This is a genomic window from Synechococcus sp. NOUM97013, from assembly GCF_014279815.1.
Classification (GTDB): Bacteria; Cyanobacteriota; Cyanobacteriia; order PCC-6307; family Cyanobiaceae; genus Synechococcus_C.
This window is the reverse complement of the sequence record NZ_CP047941.1, coordinates 1728091-1743839: the sequence shown is the minus strand read 5'-3', so window position 1 is coordinate 1743839 and position 15749 is coordinate 1728091. Positions and strand designations below refer to the sequence as shown.

The 15749-nt window shown below is 60.4% G+C and carries 18 protein-coding genes; 10 read left to right on the top strand and 8 right to left on the bottom strand.

Translation table 11 applies throughout. The annotated features are described in order from the left end of the window. Positions 1-11 precede the first annotated feature (11 nt). A complete protein-coding gene (locus tag SynNOUM97013_RS09490; RefSeq protein WP_186479517.1) occupies positions 12-224 on the top strand; it encodes a hypothetical protein in 213 nt (70 codons plus the stop codon). 16 nt (positions 225-240) lie between these two features. On the opposite strand, the gene SynNOUM97013_RS09485 is transcribed toward SynNOUM97013_RS09490, so the two are convergent. Beyond that, positions 241-705, bottom strand: a complete 465-nt coding sequence (locus SynNOUM97013_RS09485) for a single-stranded DNA-binding protein (protein ID WP_186479516.1) — start codon at positions 703-705, stop codon at positions 241-243. A gap of 29 nt (positions 706-734) precedes the next feature. Between SynNOUM97013_RS09485 and SynNOUM97013_RS09480 the strand changes: the two genes are divergently transcribed. After that, complete coding sequence (locus tag SynNOUM97013_RS09480) at positions 735-1562, top strand: precorrin-6A/cobalt-precorrin-6A reductase (RefSeq protein ID WP_255442712.1); 828 nt, start codon at positions 735-737, stop codon at positions 1560-1562. After that, positions 1513-1848: a divalent-cation tolerance protein CutA gene (gene cutA, locus SynNOUM97013_RS09475; protein WP_186479514.1), complete on the top strand. Its 336-nt coding sequence runs from the start codon at positions 1513-1515 to the stop codon at positions 1846-1848. Before SynNOUM97013_RS09480 ends, cutA begins: the two co-directional genes overlap by 50 nt. Here cutA and SynNOUM97013_RS09470 read toward each other — a convergent pair. The 4 genes from SynNOUM97013_RS09470 to SynNOUM97013_RS09455 form a co-directional block, all read right to left on the bottom strand. Beyond that, the gene (locus SynNOUM97013_RS09470) at positions 1826-2839 is read right to left on the bottom strand and encodes an adenosine kinase (RefSeq protein ID WP_186479513.1); all 1014 of its coding nucleotides are present in this window, start codon (positions 2837-2839) and stop codon (positions 1826-1828) included. The genes cutA and SynNOUM97013_RS09470 overlap by 23 nt on opposite strands. Positions 2840-2892: 53 nt before the next feature. Beyond that, positions 2893-4212: an adenylosuccinate synthase gene (locus SynNOUM97013_RS09465; protein ID WP_186479512.1), complete on the bottom strand. Its 1320-nt coding sequence runs from the start codon at positions 4210-4212 to the stop codon at positions 2893-2895. A 102-nt stretch (positions 4213-4314) separates the two neighbouring features. Continuing rightward, positions 4315-4737, bottom strand: a complete 423-nt coding sequence (psb27, locus tag SynNOUM97013_RS09460) for a photosystem II protein Psb27 (RefSeq protein ID WP_186479511.1) — start codon at positions 4735-4737, stop codon at positions 4315-4317. Between the two features lie 38 nt (positions 4738-4775). After that, complete coding sequence (locus tag SynNOUM97013_RS09455) at positions 4776-6566, bottom strand: proline--tRNA ligase (RefSeq protein ID WP_186479510.1); 1791 nt, start codon at positions 6564-6566, stop codon at positions 4776-4778. A gap of 145 nt (positions 6567-6711) precedes the next feature. Here SynNOUM97013_RS09455 and SynNOUM97013_RS09450 point away from each other — a divergent pair, with 145 nt between their 5' ends. The 4 genes from SynNOUM97013_RS09450 (at position 6712) to SynNOUM97013_RS09435 (ending at position 8824) form a co-directional block, all read left to right on the top strand. Further along, positions 6712-7176 carry a resolvase gene (locus SynNOUM97013_RS09450; protein WP_186479509.1) on the top strand — a complete coding sequence of 155 codons (465 nt, stop codon included), beginning with the start codon at positions 6712-6714 and terminating at the stop codon, positions 7174-7176. 304 nt (positions 7177-7480) lie between these two features. Further along, positions 7481-7993, top strand: a complete 513-nt coding sequence (locus tag SynNOUM97013_RS09445) for an inorganic diphosphatase (RefSeq protein WP_186479508.1) — start codon at positions 7481-7483, stop codon at positions 7991-7993. Positions 7994-8100: 107 nt separating this feature from the next. Next, a complete protein-coding gene (locus SynNOUM97013_RS09440) occupies positions 8101-8460 on the top strand; it encodes a 2Fe-2S iron-sulfur cluster-binding protein (protein WP_186470548.1) in 360 nt (119 codons plus the stop codon). Positions 8461-8464: 4 nt separating this feature from the next. Continuing rightward, positions 8465-8824, top strand: a complete 360-nt coding sequence (locus SynNOUM97013_RS09435) for a Spx/MgsR family RNA polymerase-binding regulatory protein (protein WP_186479507.1) — start codon at positions 8465-8467, stop codon at positions 8822-8824. On the opposite strand, the gene SynNOUM97013_RS09430 is transcribed toward SynNOUM97013_RS09435, so the two are convergent. Continuing rightward, on the bottom strand, positions 8787-10292 hold the full coding sequence (locus SynNOUM97013_RS09430; RefSeq protein WP_186479506.1) for a hypothetical protein: 1506 nt from the start codon (positions 10290-10292) through the stop codon (positions 8787-8789). The two genes, SynNOUM97013_RS09435 and SynNOUM97013_RS09430, sit on opposite strands and share 38 nt — an antisense overlap. A gap of 83 nt (positions 10293-10375) precedes the next feature. Here SynNOUM97013_RS09430 and lepB point away from each other — a divergent pair, with 83 nt between their 5' ends. Then, positions 10376-11107 carry a signal peptidase I gene (lepB, locus tag SynNOUM97013_RS09425; RefSeq protein WP_186479505.1) on the top strand — a complete coding sequence of 244 codons (732 nt, stop codon included), beginning with the start codon at positions 10376-10378 and terminating at the stop codon, positions 11105-11107. Here lepB and SynNOUM97013_RS09420 read toward each other — a convergent pair. Continuing rightward, positions 11079-12356, bottom strand: a complete 1278-nt coding sequence (locus SynNOUM97013_RS09420) for a dihydroorotase (protein WP_186479504.1) — start codon at positions 12354-12356, stop codon at positions 11079-11081. The two genes, lepB and SynNOUM97013_RS09420, sit on opposite strands and share 29 nt — an antisense overlap. Positions 12357-12369: 13 nt before the next feature. After that, positions 12370-13698, bottom strand: a complete 1329-nt coding sequence (locus SynNOUM97013_RS09415) for a histidine phosphatase family protein (RefSeq protein WP_186481558.1) — start codon at positions 13696-13698, stop codon at positions 12370-12372. Between the two features lie 132 nt (positions 13699-13830). On the opposite strand from SynNOUM97013_RS09415, the gene SynNOUM97013_RS09410 reads away from it, so the two are divergent. Then, positions 13831-15207: a CPBP family intramembrane glutamic endopeptidase gene (locus SynNOUM97013_RS09410; RefSeq protein ID WP_186479503.1), complete on the top strand. Its 1377-nt coding sequence runs from the start codon at positions 13831-13833 to the stop codon at positions 15205-15207. 84 nt (positions 15208-15291) lie between these two features. Further along, the gene (locus tag SynNOUM97013_RS09405; protein WP_186481557.1) at positions 15292-15747 is read left to right on the top strand and encodes a hypothetical protein; all 456 of its coding nucleotides are present in this window, start codon (positions 15292-15294) and stop codon (positions 15745-15747) included. Positions 15748-15749: the final 2 nt, after the last annotated feature.

Sequence of the window (15749 nt, the reverse complement as noted above, 5' to 3'; positions counted from 1 at the left end):
TTCCCCAATCGATGGACAGCTCCCAATCCCAAGAACGAGAGTTAACAGAGGATCCTGCGGCGTTGATTCAACAGCTGGAGCAAGACCGCGCCTGGTTGCTGGAGCAGATCGACCGAGGACGCTGGGCCGAGTTCCGGTTGGATCTGGCGGCGCTGGAGCGGGAGCTCGGTCAGCTGCTGCAACGGGCCTCCGAGCATTTCACGCCTGGCGCCGCACAGCGCTGACGCTGCCCACGCCCGTTCAGAAGGGGATGTCGTCGGTGTCGGGCACCAGAGGAGCACTGTTCCATTGCGCTGCCGGTTCGGGTGCGGGCGCCGCAGCCGGTGCTGATGCGGCAGCTGGGGGCGCCTGCCGGGTGGGTGCGCTCTGCCCCTGAGGTTGGGGTGCTGGAGCAGCAGAAGCATCTCCCACGGCATGCAACCTGGCGAGGGTGAATTCAGCACGCTTCTCTTTCGTACCGTCCTGCCGGGGCACGGTGTTCATGCGCAGTCGCCCTTCGATCACCAGTCGCTGCCCAACCTGCACCCGGTTCTGCAGATCCTGGGCAAGGTTGCCCCAGCCGACAACCTTCAGTTGGCCGCGAGGATCGTCAGCGCGTAGTGCATCGAACCCCACCTCCATCTCAGCGATGGGGGTCTGGTTGTCCTGGGTGTAACGCAGGGTGGGAGCCTGAAGAACATCCACCTCAAGTACGCAGTGATTCATCCTCGGCCGGATCGTTGAGCGCCATCCTGATGCACCGATGGCGGAATCGCCAGGAGCATGTGCTGGTCTTTGCTGGGACCGGAGAGGGCCCTGTGATTGCGCAGTCGCTGCTTGAGTCCGGATTCCGCGTCAGCGTCAGTGTGGTGACTGAAGCAGCGGCCAGGGGGTTCGCCGCGATGTCCCTCCAGGGTTTGCATGTCGGGGCGTTCCCGTCGCAGCAGTCGCTGGCTGATCATCTGGCGACGCAGGCTGTGACATGTGTCGTGGATGCCACGCATCCCTTTGCCCTGCGCATCAGTGCTGATCTGCAATCCACCTGTGCCACGGGACATCCACGTCTGATTCGCTTCGAACGCCCTGATCACAGCGCTGTTGACCAGGGGCTGTTAGCCACGATCGATGACCTGGCCCATTGTCCGTTGTCGGGCCATCGTCTGCTGCTGGCGGTTGGAGCAAGGCAGCTTCAGGCTGCTGTAACAGCGGCGCAGTTGGCTGGGGCCGTGGTGTATGCCCGGGTGCTGCCAACGGCCGATGCCATTCGTCAGGCTGGTGCAGCGGGCTTGTCCGGCGACCAACTGGCGGTGCTCAGACCTGCTGTCGGTGAACGTCCCGGGGCTCTTGAAGCAGCCCTCTGCCGGCGTTGGCAGATCAGCGATGTTCTCTGTCGCCAGTCGGGTGGTGCGGCCGATGGACTGTGGAGTCGTCTTTGCCAGGACGGATCCATGCGTCTCTGGAAACTGAAGCGACCGCTCGCAAGGCCGGATGTTGACGTGGTCCATAGCGTGAATGCGCTGTGCCGCCTTCTCGATGCCAACTCTGCAGGACCTCAAGCTGGTGCTCACAACGGAGGCCAATGAATCCCTTGCTGAGGCACTGGCCCAGCAGCTTCTGGAGCAGCGACTGGCGGCTTGCGTGAGTTTGATGCCCTTGCGATCCCGCTACCGCTGGAGGGGTGCGATCGAGAGTGCTGAGGAGGTGCAGCTGCTGATCAAAACGTGCCCGGAACGTCTGCAAGACCTTCTGTCAGCCCTGGAGTGTCTGCACAGTTACGACACGCCGGAGATCCTGCATTGGTCGGCCCAGGCAGGCACGGGGTATGTCGCCTGGGCAAGAGCGGCGCTCAGCCCAGATGCTGGCTCCTGAGCTCCTTCAGGCAAACCTGAGATCGGGCACCAAGCTGCGTGACGATCTGACCGGCACAGAGCGCGCCCAGTTCTCCACAGCGCTCCAACGACTCCCCCTGGGTGTAAGCGTGCAGGAAACCACCGGCGTAGAGATCTCCTGCCCCCGTGGTGTCCACCAGGGATCCAAGGTTGAAAATGCCGATGTCCCAGCGTTGATCACCGTTGAGCACCACCGACCCTTCTCCGGCACGGGTGATGGCGATCACGGAGCAGCAACCACGAACACGCTCGAGCGCTGTGTCGAAGTCGTCAGTTTCATACAGCGATTTGATCTCTGCTTCATTGGCGAAGAGAACGTCCACATGACCGTTCACCAGGTCAAGGAAGCTTTCGCGGTGGCGATCAACGCAGAAGCCATCCGACAGGGATAAGGCCACCTGACCGCCAGCTTTACGGCAGGCCTCTGCCGCTGCGATGAAGGCACGTTTGGCTGCAGGGCTGTCCCAGAGATAACCCTCCAGGTAGAGCACCTTGGTCTCCTTCACCATCGATAGGTCGAGATCCTGCGGTTCCAGCTGGGTTGAGGCACCAAGGAACGTGCACATCGTGCGCTCTGCATCGGGCGTCACATAGATCAGGCAGCGAGCCGTGGTGGCTCCGCTGGTGGCTGGAGGCGTGTCGAACCGGGCCCCAACCGCGCGAATGTCATGGCTGAAGATCGAACCGAGCTGGTCATCGCGAACCCGGCCGATGAACCCGGTACGTCCACCCAGCTGAGCAATGCCCACCATCGTGTTGGCAACGGACCCACCGGAGGTTTCCAGGCCTGGACCACTGGATTGGTAGAGCGTTTCAGCCTGCTGCTCATCGATGAGCGCCATTCCGCCCTTGGCCAGCCCGTGCTGCTCCAGAAAGCTGTCCTGGGTCTGCACCAACACATCAACAATGGCGTTACCAATCCCCACCACATCCAGTGATGCGCTGGGCTGGAAGCGGGGGGATTCGGCCATGAAACGGGGGAATGAACTGTCGCAGTCTTACCCCTGGACCGCCCCCCTCCGAATCAAGCGCTCAGCAGAGCGCGCTTGGGTCCATGAATCGGGTCTTCCACCACGATGGTCTGATCCCGACCGGCACCCAACGACACGATCGCGATGGGCACTTCCATCAGATCCGCTAGGAAGCGCAAGTAGGCCATCGCCTTGTCCGGAAGATCCTCCAAGCTGCGGCATTCTTCCGTGGAGCACTGCCAGCCGGGCAGAGTTTCGAAGATGGGCTTGCAGCGTGCGAACTCCTCCGCGCAAGAGGGGAAATGCTCGATGCGTTCGCCGTCCAGGTCATAGGCCACACACACCTGAAGCTCGTCGAGTTCGTCGAGCACATCAAGCTTGGTGATCGCCAGACAATCGAGACCGTTGACCCCAACCGCATAGCGACCGATGACGCCATCAAACCAGCCACAGCGTCGGCGGCGGCCTGTAGTGGTGCCGAATTCACCGCCGCGATCACAGAGGTGGTCGTTGAGGCTGCCTTCAAGCTCAGTGGGAAACGGTCCCTCGCCGACACGCGTGGTGTAGGCCTTGGCAACGCCGATGACCCGATCAATCAGGGTCGGACCCACCCCGGCTCCGATGCAGGCTCCGCCGGAAATGGGGTTGGAGGAGGTGACGTACGGGTAGGTGCCGTGGTCGAGATCAAGAAGGGTGCCCTGAGCACCTTCAAACAAGATGTTTTTCTTGTTACGGGCCGCTTGGTGAATCTCGCGGGTGCAATCCACCACATGGGGAGCGAGGCGTTTGCCGTAGGCCAGGTATTCGCTGATCACCGCCTCGGCGTCGAGGGGTTCCACGCCGTAGATGGTTTGCAGCAGCTGATTCTTTTCCTTGAGCGGACCGTCAAGACGATCCCGCAGCCGCTCTTCATCGAGCAGGTCGATCACCCGGATGCCACTGCGTTGTGACTTGTCGGCATAGGTGGGACCGATGCCACGGCCGGTGGTGCCGATTTTGCGATCACCACGCTGCTTCTCCATCGCCTCGTCCAATAGGCGGTGGTACGGCATGGTCACGTGGGCTGTCGATGACAGCTTCAACCCGGAGATATCAATGCCGTTCTCAATCAGCATGTCGAGCTCGCCAAGCATCACCTTGGGATCCACGACGGTGCCGGATCCGATCAGGCAATCGGTCTCCGGATAAAGAATTCCCGATGGGATGAGGTGCAGCTTGAGCACACGTTCATCCACAACGATCGTGTGGCCAGCGTTGACACCGCCCTGATAGCGGACGACGACATCAGCGGAGCGGCTGAGGAGATCTGTGATCTTTCCTTTCCCCTCGTCGCCCCACTGCGCACCGATGACGACAACGTTGGCCAAAGACACAGCGGCCCGAAGCCGCAATTCTGCACAATCCGCAATCTTCTCAGGTCGTGATGCCTGGAGTCAAAGTGGTTGCGGATTTGTGATGTTGATGTTCGCGGGCGATCAGGTGCCGCGCAGCACAGCTTTTTCAGCTTTGCCGAGCTCTTTGTCGACCCTGGCTCTCAGGTCGTCCGGCACCGGACGATTGGTGTAGGTGTTGTAGTGGCCCTGCAGGGAATTCAGGGCGGTTTGCATTGTGGTGAACGAGCTCAGCCCATTCACACGGGGTTGCGGCCTATAGCGCGACATGTAGTCGTTGATCAGATCGTGGGCCTCACGTTCTGAGTCTTGAAGTCCCTCGGCATCCACTGGCAGGGCCAGCGTGGTCTGCAGCGTGTGAACCACGGCCACGGTGTCTTCGACGTAGTCACCGGTAAGCATGGAGACGGAATCTCCACAGGCGGTAAGCAACAGGCTCAGCCCGAGACAGAGAGCCAGGGTGAAGCTTCTGAGCTGGCGGCTCAGGTGGTTCAGCGCGTCTTGCATGGTTGGGACAATTTGGGGGACTTTAGGCGGATGGGACGTCAAATCCGCACCCCTGCCGGGATGGTGTCGATCAACCGCTTGAGTGCGTCCTCATGAGGCAGCGTCTCACTGGTTCGTGTCGCGCGCTCCATCAGCTCCACCTGCCCCTCGGTGGCGTCCCGTCCGACCACGATTCGCCAAGGAATGCCGATGAGATCTGCATCCTTGAATTTCACCCCAGCCCGTTCGCCGCGATCGTCGAGAAGTGCATCAAGACCTGCGCTCTTGAGCTTCTGGTAGAGGGATTCGCCCAGGTCGAGCTGAATACTGTCTTTGATGTTTGCGACGACGACAATCACCTGGAACGGTGCGATGGTCACGGGCCAGCAGATGCCGGCGTCATCGTGATGCTGTTCAACCGCTGCCTGCGCCAGCCTTGAGATACCGATGCCGTAGCAGCCCATCAACAGAGATTCCTGTTTCCCGTCCTTGTTGGTGAAACGCGCGTCCAAGGCATCGGAGTATTTGCGGCCTAGCTGGAAGATGTGGCCGACTTCGATGCCACGTCGTTCTTCCAACGTGGCGTCTTCGTTGTGAATGCAGCGATCGCCTGCCTGGGCATTGCGCACATCCGCGGAATGCTGTTGAGGCATGGATGACCAGCTGGCCCCCCAGCGATGCTCGTCAGGAGTGTTGGAGCCGCAGACAAAACGGGCGACCTCCATTGCCGTCGGATCTGCCAGTCGTTCAAAACAGTCCTGCCAAGTGCGTGCTCCTTTCAGAACCGCATCGTCCAGGTCAGGGCCAAGGGATCCGAAGGCCAGCGGTGCCAGGCCTTGCTTTCGGACCTGATCAGCTGTGACCGGAGCGACATCCAACACGGCTGATTCCAGGCGGCGGCTGAGTGTGTTGGTCAGCTTCACTTCATTCAGTTCCTGGTCGCCGCGAAGGCTCACAAGCACCGGTTGTTCGCGTCCATCGTCCAGTCGCGCCACCAACACCAGCACTTTGATGACCTGGGTGGGACTGAACCCATGAGCTGCGCAAAGCTGCTCGATGGTGATTTGGCCGGGGGTTTCCAGGGTGTGCTCGTTGCCGGCTGGCAAAGCCTGGGCCGTCGATGGAATGGAGACAGCTTTCTCTTGGTTGGCGGCGTAGCTGCTATCCGAGCTGGTCAAGATGAGGTCCTCCCCGGCATCGGCGGTGACCATGAACTCCTGTGAGGCAGCACCTCCGATGGCGCCACTGTCGGCATCCACGCCGACGGCATTGAGACCGCAGCGCTCGAAAATGCGTGCATAGGCCCCAGCCATGGCCGCATAGGTTTCCTCCAGGTCTTTCTCGTCAGCATGGAAGGAGTAGGCGTCCTTCATGATGAATTCACGCCCGCGCATTAATCCGAACCGGGGACGGATCTCATCCCTGAATTTCGTCTGGATCTGGTAGAGCGTGACGGGGAGTTGTTTGTAAGAACGCAGCAGGTCTCCTGCCAGATCGGTGATCACCTCTTCATGGGTTGGACCGAGACCGAGGTTTCTTTCCTGGCGATCTTCGAGGTGGAACATGATTCCTTCACCTGCCGTGTATCCCTGCCAGCGCCCGCTGCGTTCCCAAAGTTCGGCAGGTTGCAATTGCGGCAGCAGGGTCTCGAGAGCGCCGAGGGCGTCAAGCTCCTCGCGCACAATCGCGCTGATCTTGCGCAACACCCTCCACATCAGCGGCAGATAGGCATAAATCCCTGATCCGACGCGTCGGATGTATCCACCGCGGACCAGCAGTTGATGTGACGGAATCTCTGCATCTGCGGGGACATCCCGCAACGTCACCAACGTGAGGCGGGAGACGCGCATCACATCATTTCATTGGTGTGTTGGAAGCTATCACCCGCAACAAAACGGTCGATTTCAGAACTGTCTCTTTCGCTGTGATCGATGCTGGCGTCCTGAGTCTCAGCTGCTATGGTCTGCGGATTCCAAGCTGTCCCAGCGCTGTCTCATGTTTCCTCGGTCGCTTGATGTTTCGGTGCCCTCTATCACCGAATCTGGGGAATTGCGAGGCGACGCTACCGCTGCTCTTTCGCAATCAGATGCTTTGGTTGGGATCGACGATGTTCAGAAATCTCTAAACCGTTCAAGGGCGTCTGTTTACCGTTACACCAACACTGATCCCCGCAACCTCAATCCTCCCTTCAATCCTCGCAAGCTCAATCCCGAATACAGGAGTGATCAGAAAGATCCGCTGCTGTTTCACCCCAATGAAGTCGCCCGATTCGCCAAGGACGTCCTGAGGATCAAGGAAGTCACTGTTGAAGTGCTCAACTCGCCTTCGACGGCCACCCAGCAAGTGCTCGGGGCAATCCTCGAGGAACTGCGTTTAATCCGCACCCGGCTGGATGGGCTGCCTGAGGCGCCCTCGGATCTTGCTTCCCGCAGGGATCGACAGGACAGGCCTGCTGCATAAGCGTTCCAACAGTGGCAGAATGCAAGTGAAATCGATCACTTGATCCTTTTCATCTCCCCATCGGTGCTTTACTTCGCCTCCGATGTCCTCATCGCTATCAGCACTGAGGTGTGGGATGTCCCCGATCACCACTGAATGGACCCTGAGCCTGCCCCCCAATCTCCTGCGCACCCCGCGCAGCTCGTGTCTGTTCCTGCTCTCGCTCTTCTCGGCTTTACCCTTGCCGTCACAGGTTTAGGCGTTCCGCTTGCTGCCGTGTTGACCGACCGCCCAAACCATTCCTCCATCGCCGTCAAGGAGCGTCATGGATCTCAGGGCTCTTACACCGTCACCCTCTCCAGGGCTGATCAATCTGATCGTTGAGATCCCTGCCGGAAGCAGCAATAAGTACGAATACCTCGAAGATGCCGGGGTGATGGCGCTGGACCGTGTGCTCCATTCAGCGGTGCGTTATCCCTTCGATTACGGCTTCGTCCCGAACACACTCGCTGAAGATGGATCACCGCTCGATGCCATGGTGATCATGGCCGAGCCCACCTTTGCCGGATGTCTGATCCATGCCAGGCCCATTGGTGTGCTCGACATGCACGACATGGGGCACTACGACGGCAAGATTCTGTGTGTTCCCGCAGCCGATCCTCGTCAAAGCAGCATTCAGAGCATCCGCCAGATCGCACCCAGTCAGCTGGAGGATGTGGCTGAATTCTTTCGTACTTATAAAAATATGGAAGGGCGCGTGACCAGCATCGGTGGCTGGCGCGATGTGGAAGCCGTGCAGCCTCTGCTCGAGACCTGTGTCGCAGCGGCATCCCAATAGTCCGGGACCGGATTTCTCTCTCAGAAACGGCGGACTTGCCTGGCTGTTTTGCCTCCTTCCATCGGTTGATTGCTGTAAATTGAGCCACCGACATGTAAGGACGCCCCGTGCCCACCATCCGTTTCGAGCAGGAAGGCCAGCAAGTCGGCTGTATTGAAGGCGCCAATCTGCGGAAAGCGGCTCTCTCGGCCGGTGTGAACCCCTACAAAGGTCTGAACAATCTCAACAACTGTGGTGGCGTCGGTCAGTGCGGCACCTGTGTGATTGAAGTGATTGAAGGCGCCCAGAACCTTTCGCCTCGCAGTGATGTGGAAGAGGTCTACCTGGCCGACCGTCCTGCCAACTACCGCTTGAGCTGCCGCACCAGCGTCAATGGTGACGTCACGGTCCGCACGCGTCCTCAGGATGGCGTCGGTCAGGGCTCCAACAGCTTGATTGGTGCTGTGAAGAGCCTGCTGGGTCGCTGATTCGTTGGCTGATTACACCGTTTTCAGTTATTCACGTTGCAGCACCTGCAGAAAGGCCCTGACTTGGCTTGAGAGTCAGGGCCTTTCCTGTCATGTCGTCGACATCACGCTTGAGCCTCCCTCGCTCGATTGGCTCTCGGAAGCTGCCGACCAGTTCGGCAGTCTCAAGCCGCTGTTCAACACCAGTGGCCAGAGCTACCGCGCCCTTGGTGCAGCTGCTGTCAAGGCCATGACCCGTGACCAGGCATTGCAGGCCCTCGCTTCCGACGGAAAGTTGATCAAGCGCCCCTTCCTGCGTGGCCCTGATGGTCGGTTTTTGACGGGCTTCAAGCCTGAGGTCTGGGAGGCTGAACTGCTGGATTGAAATTCAGGCCATCGAGTTCCTTGATCAGCGCATCCACATCCTTCTGTGAACGCAATTGCGTCATGCTGTTGCGCTTCAGTTCCTCCAGGAACGCAGCAACCAGTTCCTGACTGCGTTCAAGCACAGGACCCCGTTCCAAGGTTCTGGCGAGCTCTTCCCAAAAACGATCCACCGTCTGAATGCCCAGCTCCTGCAGCACCTGATCCTTCTGACCTAAGCGATCGCCGGCACGGCGAGAAAGGTTCAGCAGTGAGTCGACCAAGCCATTGGAGAGCTGGAGGCTGAGACGGTCTTCGGCGTGTTCCATCCCCGGCAGTGCTCGTAGTGAAGACGGGATCGCCGTCTCCTCCAAATTCCGCCGCAGGGCATGGCTCACCAGTGCCACCAGTTGTGGACGCATGGCTGGTCCCACCTGCGTCAGCACCAGTGGCAGCCAGAGTCTTAGTAATTCCGCCAGTTCCCTCTCGCCGTCGTCGTCGACGCTTTGGTGGCTGCACAGCCTGCGGATCTGCTCCGGCCAGCGGGGAGACCGGACGGCGTCCTGGGCCGCATCCAGAGTTCGCAGGGTGATGACTTCGAACAACTCAAGGGCCAGGACTGCCACTACCCCTCGACTGACTGCAGCCCGCAGGGGCTCCAACTGGATCATGCGTGTGCTGGACAAACGCTCGGTCACCGGCACAACCCGCAGCAATCTCCAGAACGGGATCAGCAGTGGCAGATCGATCCAGCGGCGCAACAGTGCGTCACGCCAGGCAATCGCGGGAAAGCGTCGTTTGAGACGAACCGCCCGTAAGCCGATGTCCAGCAGAAACAGAATCTGAAAAGGAAAATCAATCCGCCAGGACAAGTCGATCGGTTGCCCGGTCTCATCGGTTCCACGCCAATAGTTCGTGGCGGCGAGAGGGAGGATGCTCTCTTGCCAAAAACGTTTCTCGTCCTGCCAGTTATCTGGTGTCAGATAACTCTCACCAAGCAGATGGGCGGCGGCCTGCTTGGCTGAATCCATGTCGGCTCTGGCCCGGAGACGACTCTTGAGCTTCTCCAGCGAACCAGTCTTGTTTGAGGCTACGAAAGGGTTTTCATCGATCAGCTGACTGTTCTTCACCACCATTTCCAGCCTCAGCTGGCGTGCTGCTGGGCTGTTAATGCCGCTTGACGCAGCGGTCGCTTCCAGTCGCTGAAAATGCCTGATGTAGGAGGCAGTGTCTTGGTGAGGCTCAATGCCTTTCACTCGGTCATAGACCTTGGTGACGTCCGGCAGCCAGGGCAGTGGAACTGCGAGGCCAAGCGTGGGAAGGGGATAGAGGGTCCGCTGCAACCAAAAATTGCGCAATGGCACATAGGTCACATCAAACACGACCCAGGCCAGGTTCACCGCGGCGATGGTGGCGATCGCACGGTCCCATCTCAGCCAAAATTGGCGGCTCGCTGTCGGTTTCGCGCTTTGCCACCGGGGTCTGACCATGGGCGTGCTCCGCTGTTGTCAGGCTAGGAGGCCAGCGCCATCAGGCCTATCTTGGGTGCCCAAACGCTTCATCTGGGTTTCCGTTGCCTGACCCTCAGCCCGACGCCTCATCCAAAGGAGCTGAGTCTCCTTCGGGTTCCTCGCCAGCGCCTGCCCCTGCTTCGACCCGCAAATCGCATCCCTTCTGGGATTTCTGGGGTCCTGTGCTGTTCACGCTTGCCTTATATCTCGGCATCCGGCATTACGTCGCAGAAGCACGGTTCATTCCTTCGGGCTCCATGTTGCCCGGCTTGCAAATCCAGGATCGCCTGCTGGTCGAGAAGCTCACCTATGCCGGTCGGCCGCCGCGTCGCGGAGAAATTGTGGTGTTCAACTCTCCGCATGCCTTTGATCCAGCGTTGAAAACCACCGACTCTCCACCGCTGTTCCGTTGTGCTTTGGCCAATTTCCCGCTGATTGGATTGATCCCTGGCGTCAGCCACCCCGCCTGTGATGCCTACATCAAGCGTGTCGTCGCCATCGGTGGTGATCAGGTGACCGTTAATCCCCGCGGTGCAGTGACGGTCAATGGTGTCCCACTCGATGAGCCTTACGTCACCAACTACTGCACGCTGGATGATCAGGGGATGAGCCTCTGCCGCACCCTGAATGTGACGGTGCCTGAAGGGCATGTGCTGGTGTTGGGTGACAATCGAGCCAACAGTTGGGATGGTCGCTACTGGCCGGGTGGGCCCTTTCTTCCCGAGGATGAAATCATCGGTCGGGCGTTCTGGCGGTTTTGGCCCCTTAACCGCAGTGGCTCTCTGGGGTCCTGAGGCCGCAATCCACCACTTTCCCGGTGATGGCTCGATGCAGCCAGGGTTGATTGGCTGCGTTTGATGCGGAAGGATCATCCCGCGATGGCGTCCAAGTCAGCTCGGGGTCGAACAACAGCCAGCGGTTGCTGCCGATCGCGAGCTGCTCCGGCTTCAGTCCAAGCAATGTCGACGGCTTGAAGCTCAGGATGGCCCAGAGCTGTTCGGCGCTCCATCCGTGCGTCACAACCAAGGCCTGCCAAAGAGCGGGCAGGACGTGTTGATGGCCGGTGACGCCCCGTTGGCGCTGATCCGGTGGCAGCAGACACTCCTCGTCATCCAAGGGCAAGGCATGGACTGCCACGGCATCAATCACTCCGTTGCGTAGACCCTCGATCAGTCCCTGCCGATCTCCCTCATTGCCCAGGGATGGCGAGACGAACCAAGACGCGGCGGTTGCGGCGCTGTCGTTGCTGCTCTGGATCAGGTGCCACCAACTCACGGTTGAACCGGGACGCTTGGGCTGACGCTGCAGCAACGCAACGCTTTCAGCTGTCGATACGCCCATCACCAGCAGCCGGCGGTCGGGATGTTCTTGCTGGAGCTGAGCAAGCTGGCTGAGCGGTACCGTTTCGCTGCTCGGGGGATCACCCGGCCAACCGGCCCTCAGTGCTTCCGGTCCTTCACGCAGCAGTCCTTCGCCCCGAAGGTTGAGGTCGAGGGGCGCGATCAGGATCGGTGCTGATCCGCACTCCCCCAGGGTGAGTGCCCGATCGATCAAGGCCATGGATGGGATGGAACCACCGTCAGACAGTCCAACAGCACCGGCTTCGATTAGATCGGCATGAGGGGTGAGCCGCTCACCATCTCCGCCTTGACTGAAACCAGCCCAGAGATGCACGTCCACATCGCAGTCCTTTAACTGAAAGCCCTGCAGGTGTTCCGGACGTTCACAGCGCGCGTTGCCATCGGGCAGCAGAGCGATCTGGCCAAAGCCGCCGGCTCCAGCGGAACGCATCAGGCTGGTAAGGGTCTCCCCCTGGCCTTGAAACGGTTCGTGAAGGAACGAATGTGCATCCACCAGGCAGGGCGCGAGCAATTGGTGCGCGGCATCTTGTGCGGTGATGTCCGCTGCACGACCAGCCGTCCGCGCTGTGTCGCCGAGTGCTTCCAGCCGGCCATCTCGGAAGAGCGCTGCTCCACCGATCTCAACGGCATGTCCTGGGCCCTGAAGCACCTGGACGGGGTCGAGCAGCAGCATCTCGGTCATCGGTTCTGGGATTTCAGAGCGCTCCAGCGGCTGTGCGATCGAGAACCCCACCCAAGTGGGAGGTGAGATTCAGGCAGGCCACTACTGCAGGCTGGCCCGGTTCTGTGGGCATGTCGACCACCGTGACGCCGCCATTGCCTTGTTTAACGGCCCAAATGTCTGCAGGAGTCAGTCCCAGCAGGTGGCAGAGGATGGTTTTGTTGACGGCGTCATGGGCCACCACCAGAGCGGTTTCGGCTGAATCCAGACCATTGGCGATCGTGTTCCAGCTCTGAACCGATCGCTCCCAGACATCCTGGATGGTTTCCCCTTCCGGCATCTGGACGGTTTCCGGTGTGCGCTTCCATTCCTCGAGCAGATCACCCCATTCCGCCTTGATTTCGGATTCCAGCTTCCCTTCCCAGAGGCCATGGCCGATTTCGACGAGACCGTCGGTTTGCTCCAGGGTGACGCCGGGATGGGATTTCAGGATCCCCTCCGCTGTTTCCCTCGGGCGCGTCATTGAGCTGCTGATGGCTTTCTGGATCGGCACATCGGCCAGAAAACCTCGGGCGGCTTCAGCCTGGGCATGGCCATTGCTGTTGAGCGGAATGTCGATCTGCCCCTGAAAGCGACCGTCACGGTTCCAGTTCGTTTCCCCATGTCGCACCAGGATCAGCCTTGCTCCCTTGCCCTTGCTCGGCAGCGGGGGTTCGAGGTGAGCCGTGCTGTTGAGGCACTCGATCTGCACCTGATGCCCATCAGCTTTGGGGCTGAGGTTGAAAATCGAAAGCGAAGCATTGTCTAGGCGGAGACGCCGGAATCCCTGTTCTGGCTCACCGAGGAGCGTCACGATCAGGCAGCGCAGAATGGCGTTGTGCCCAACGATCAGAACCGTGTCGTTGCCATCCACGGGGTGCTTTCTGATCAGTGCGTCGAGAAACTCCCGCGCCTGTTGCATCAGGTCCTGCAGGGGCTTGTAGCGACGTCCATCGGCACGGGTCAGCTCCAAGGCTTCGGGCTGACGTTTCCAGGTGGCGAATTCCTCGGGAAATCGCTCAGCCCGCTCGTCGGCGGTCAGTCCGCTCCAGGGTTCCAGATCAATCTCGAGAAGACCGTCATCAAAGCTGGGGGACAGATTGTCACTGCGTTCAGCCAGCACACCGGTGGCTGTGGATGCTGCCCGTTTCAACGGGGAGCTATACACCGCTGTCACTGGCACATCAGCCAGCGCCTGGCCTGTGCGACGGGCCTGTTCCTCGCCGGTTGTGGTCAGCGTTGAGAGGTCATCGCGCCCTTGAATTCGTCGCTCCATATTGAAGCTGCTGAGACCGTGGCGAACGAGGAGGAGACGCAAGGACACCGGTTCATGCAGAGAGAGCGCCGCCATCGTATTGGCGAGCCTCCACGCCTCTTTCTTTCGATCTTTGCTTGGATCGTTCTTGGCCTCGAACGCCCGTGACCAAGGAGAATCCCTCACAGTTGCTAGCGCTGCGTGACCAGTCCACCCACGGGACGTTCTTCGGCAGCTCCGATCTGGAAGGTGTTGCTGGCACTCCTCTCGCTGGTCCTGGCCACCACTGTCTGGGTGCTCGGTCTGGTTGACAGTGTCAGCAAGCCATCAGTCGCTCCCGCGCTCTCCCTGGAGCAGCAGGAGATGGCTCTGCTGGCTGAGCCGAAGGTGCCAGCACCGCTGCAATCGCTTCTTGTGGGTGCCGATCCCAGCGCTGCTCTGCTGAACAGCCTGCGCCAAACCCCTCTCGATCGTCTTGATGATCGTCAGGCGCTGCTGTTCGCCGCGTTGGAGTCCGACCCTAAGTATCTGCGCACTCTCCAGGAGTCTGCGCCTCACTCCGACCCATTTCCGGAGCTCCAGAAGTCTCTGACGGACCTCGACGCTCGCGATGTGTCGGCCAATGATCGCGCCAGGTTGCTGACGCAGGCTCCTGATCCACTGGTCCGTCGGTTGGCCTGTGAGGCTCTGGGTGGTGATCCCACGTCGTGTCTTGATCCCCGATCGGCAAGCGCGGCGGCCAGGCGGCTGGTCATCAGTGAGCTTCTGCCCTTGTTGGCGTTGCTGCTCGGGGGGCTCTTGCTGATCCGTCATCTGTGGCTGCTGGTGCGCCGCCGCCTTGCCCCTTGGCCTGCGCTCGTGGCACCACCCCTCGGTCCACTGGACATGGTGCTGCTGGTAGCCGGTGGATTCGTCGTGCTCGGTGAGGTCATTGCGCCTGTGGTGGTGTTGCCCGTGGCCGGGTTGCTCACCCGAGGGCTTACTGCACCCCTCTCCCAAGGCATCACCGTGCTGTTCGGCTACATCGCGCTGGCTGTCCCGCCATTGCTGATCCTGCGTCAGCAGCTCAAAACAGTCGATGCGTCGCCATCTCCTCCGGGTGGTTGGTTGCAGTGGCGACCCCAGCCCGTTGGAACGGCTGTGCTGCAGGCCCTGCGAGGTTGGCTGATGGTGATGCCCCCCGTCGTGCTGACGAGTTGGCTGGTGTCGCGGGTGATCGGCGACCAGGGCGGCAGCAACCCCCTGCTGGAAATTGTGCTGACCAGCAACAGTTCCTTGGCTCTGTTTCTGCTCGCCACCACGGCGGTGGTGCTGGCGCCGCTGTTCGAAGAAACCATTTTCCGAGGTGTGCTGCTGCCTGTTCTCGGGCGGTCGCTGGGTCGTGCCGGCGGCGTATTGGTCAGTGCCTTGGTGTTTGCGGTCGCGCATCTCAGTCTTGGTGAACTGGCGCCGCTGTTGGTGCTGGGTCTGGGGCTGGGGTTGTTGCGACTGAGCACAGGGCGCCTGCTGCCCTGCGTCGTGATGCACGCGCTCTGGAACGGCGTCACCTTCCTGAACCTTCTCTTGCTGGGCAGCTGAGCCAATCTTCAGTCCTGGTCAAGGTTTCAGTCTTGCGGTGCCCCGTCCCAGATGGTTCACTGGCGCATTGATCGAACCTTGTCCGTGGTCGCGGTTCCGCAATCTCAACCGTCGTCCACCCAACGATCGGCGGCCACTGGGGCTTTTGAAGTCATTCAGGGCTCCCTCTCGGCTCGTCGTGTTGCCCGGCAGTCACCTCTTCTGGCTGGCCTGCATCGTGCCGCCGATGGCAGTTTGGTCGGTGTGTTCGCCGCTGTTCTGGTGCTGAGTGGTCTCACCTTGCATTGGCAGCATCGCTGGACCCTGGCCTTCCGCCAGTTGGAGATGACCCGTGAGATGGCGCATCGGCTGACGGAATCCACGGCGATGCTCGAACGGCATCTGCTGGAACGCTCCAGTGGGCCTCGTCAGATGGTTCCCACCACAGTCGCCAATCTGGTTTATCTCGATCGCCCCAGCGCCATCTCTGCTGAGCCACCTGCCGACCATCTGGCCATGCTCGGTTCGCTGATGGACCAACCCATTCGGCACGGCTACTGATT

Excerpts from the sequence above, each read along its gene's own strand:
- SynNOUM97013_RS09490 (WP_186479517.1), top strand. The coding sequence starts at position 12 with ATGGACAGCTCCCAATCCCAAGAACGAGAGTTAACAGAGGATCCTGCG.
- SynNOUM97013_RS09485 (WP_186479516.1), bottom strand. The coding sequence starts at position 705 with ATGAATCACTGCGTACTTGAGGTGGATGTTCTTCAGGCTCCCACCCTG.
- SynNOUM97013_RS09480 (WP_255442712.1), top strand. The coding sequence starts at position 735 with ATGCACCGATGGCGGAATCGCCAGGAGCATGTGCTGGTCTTTGCTGGG.
- cutA (WP_186479514.1), top strand. The coding sequence starts at position 1,513 with ATGCCAACTCTGCAGGACCTCAAGCTGGTGCTCACAACGGAGGCCAAT.
- SynNOUM97013_RS09470 (WP_186479513.1), bottom strand. The coding sequence starts at position 2,839 with ATGGCCGAATCCCCCCGCTTCCAGCCCAGCGCATCACTGGATGTGGTG.
- psb27 (WP_186479511.1), bottom strand. The coding sequence starts at position 4,737 with ATGCAAGACGCGCTGAACCACCTGAGCCGCCAGCTCAGAAGCTTCACC.
- SynNOUM97013_RS09455 (WP_186479510.1), bottom strand. The coding sequence starts at position 6,566 with ATGCGCGTCTCCCGCCTCACGTTGGTGACGTTGCGGGATGTCCCCGCA.
- SynNOUM97013_RS09450 (WP_186479509.1), top strand. The coding sequence starts at position 6,712 with ATGTTTCCTCGGTCGCTTGATGTTTCGGTGCCCTCTATCACCGAATCT.
- SynNOUM97013_RS09445 (WP_186479508.1), top strand. The coding sequence starts at position 7,481 with ATGGATCTCAGGGCTCTTACACCGTCACCCTCTCCAGGGCTGATCAAT.
- SynNOUM97013_RS09430 (WP_186479506.1), bottom strand. The coding sequence starts at position 10,292 with ATGGTCAGACCCCGGTGGCAAAGCGCGAAACCGACAGCGAGCCGCCAA.
- SynNOUM97013_RS09420 (WP_186479504.1), bottom strand. The coding sequence starts at position 12,356 with ATGACCGAGATGCTGCTGCTCGACCCCGTCCAGGTGCTTCAGGGCCCA.